The organism is Auritidibacter sp. NML100628 (assembly GCF_003185985.1).
GTDB classification, from domain to species: Bacteria; Actinomycetota; Actinomycetes; order Actinomycetales; family Micrococcaceae; genus Auritidibacter; species Auritidibacter ignavus.
Map to the genome: position 1 here is coordinate 1 of NZ_QHLP01000034.1, position 1456 is coordinate 1456.

Here is a 1456-nt window from a genome sequence, read left to right on the forward strand (position 1 = left end):
CCCGTTACATTCATTTGTAGGTCCTCATCAGAGGATCTGGTCGCTGGTCCTGGTATGGTTTTTTTGCCCTGTCATCGATGATCCGGGGGGTGTTGCCGCCAGGAGTCCAGGACGCGCGTTGACTGCTGATAGGGACGTGGCCCGGCTTTGTTCGAGGTCTCTTCGTAACGTGGGTGCCAGCATCGGGTGTCGTGACATCAGCGACCCGGGTATTACAGGACGAGGGGGACCTGTCATGACAGCCGAATACTCCATCACACTAGGACTCGATGTCGGTAAGACCGCCCATCATGGATGCGCGCTCACACCCGAGGGGCAACGTGTGTATGACCAAGAGTTGCCTCAAGATGAGACCGCGCTACGGAAGGTCATCACCGATTTGCAGCAGCACGGTCCGGTGCTGGTTGTGGTCGACCAGCCGAACACGATCGGAGCACTGCCAATCGCTGTCGCCCGTGATCTCGGTGCGGACGTCGCCTACCTGCCCGGACTGGCAATGCGCAAGGCCGCAGACCTGTATCCGGGACGGTCGAAGACCGACGCAAGGGACGCGTTCATCATCGCTGATACCGCCCGGACAATGCCACACACGCTACGAGCCGTGGACCGTAATTCCGAGGTCTTGTCAGCACTGAAGGTGCTCTCAGGGTTCGATGAAGACCTCGCTCGTGAATCAACGCGCGCGATCAATCGGCTACGGTCTCTCTTGGTCCAGATCTACCCATCACTGGAACGTGTATTCCCCGGTGTCGTTCTCACTCGGGCGATCGTGTTGGATCTCTTGATCCGCTACCACGGTCCCGCCGGACTCAAAGCTGCAGGCAAAGCCGGAGTGAAACGGTGGGCACGTCACCACAGCCGCAAAGACCCCGGCCCGCTCATCGACCAGGTCTTCGCAGCACTGTCAGAGCAGACCGTCACAGTGCCAGGTGCTGACGCTGTCGAACTCATCATCCCGAGGGTTGCCGCTCAGATCAAAGAGCTTAAGCATCAACGGGACATCGTAGCCGAAGAGGTAGAAAAGCTGGTCGACGACTTCCCTCTTTCCACGGTCTTGACGTCGATGCCAGGAGTCGGGGTCAAGACCGCAGCGCAAATCCTCCTGGCCGCTGGCGACCTGTCCGCCTTCCCCACGCCAGGACACCTGGCCGCCTATGCCGGAATTGCTCCAGTAACCCGACGATCCGGAACGTCAATCCGAGGCGAGTTCCCTGCCCGTGCCGGGAACAAGAAGTTGAAGAACGCGTTATTTCGATCTGCATGGGTTGCGTCTTGCCACGACCCGGTATCAAAGGCATACTACGAACGGAAAAGAGCCGAAGGCAAGCGCCATAACGCAGCGATCATGTGCCTAGCCCGGCGTCGACTAAACGTCATGTACGCGATGATGAAAACAGGCACCCTATACGAACCCCGCACCCCGACCGCGGCTTGACAAACACCATAGGGACACCCC

Annotated in this window: 1 protein-coding gene; it reads left to right on the forward strand. The window is 59.1% G+C overall.

All coding sequences use genetic code 11. From position 1 onward, the window contains the following. The first annotated feature begins 235 nt into the window (after positions 1-235). Complete coding sequence (locus tag DCC24_RS11865; protein ID WP_110100105.1) at positions 236-1435, forward strand: IS110 family transposase; 1200 nt, start codon at positions 236-238, stop codon at positions 1433-1435. Positions 1436-1456: the final 21 nt, after the last annotated feature.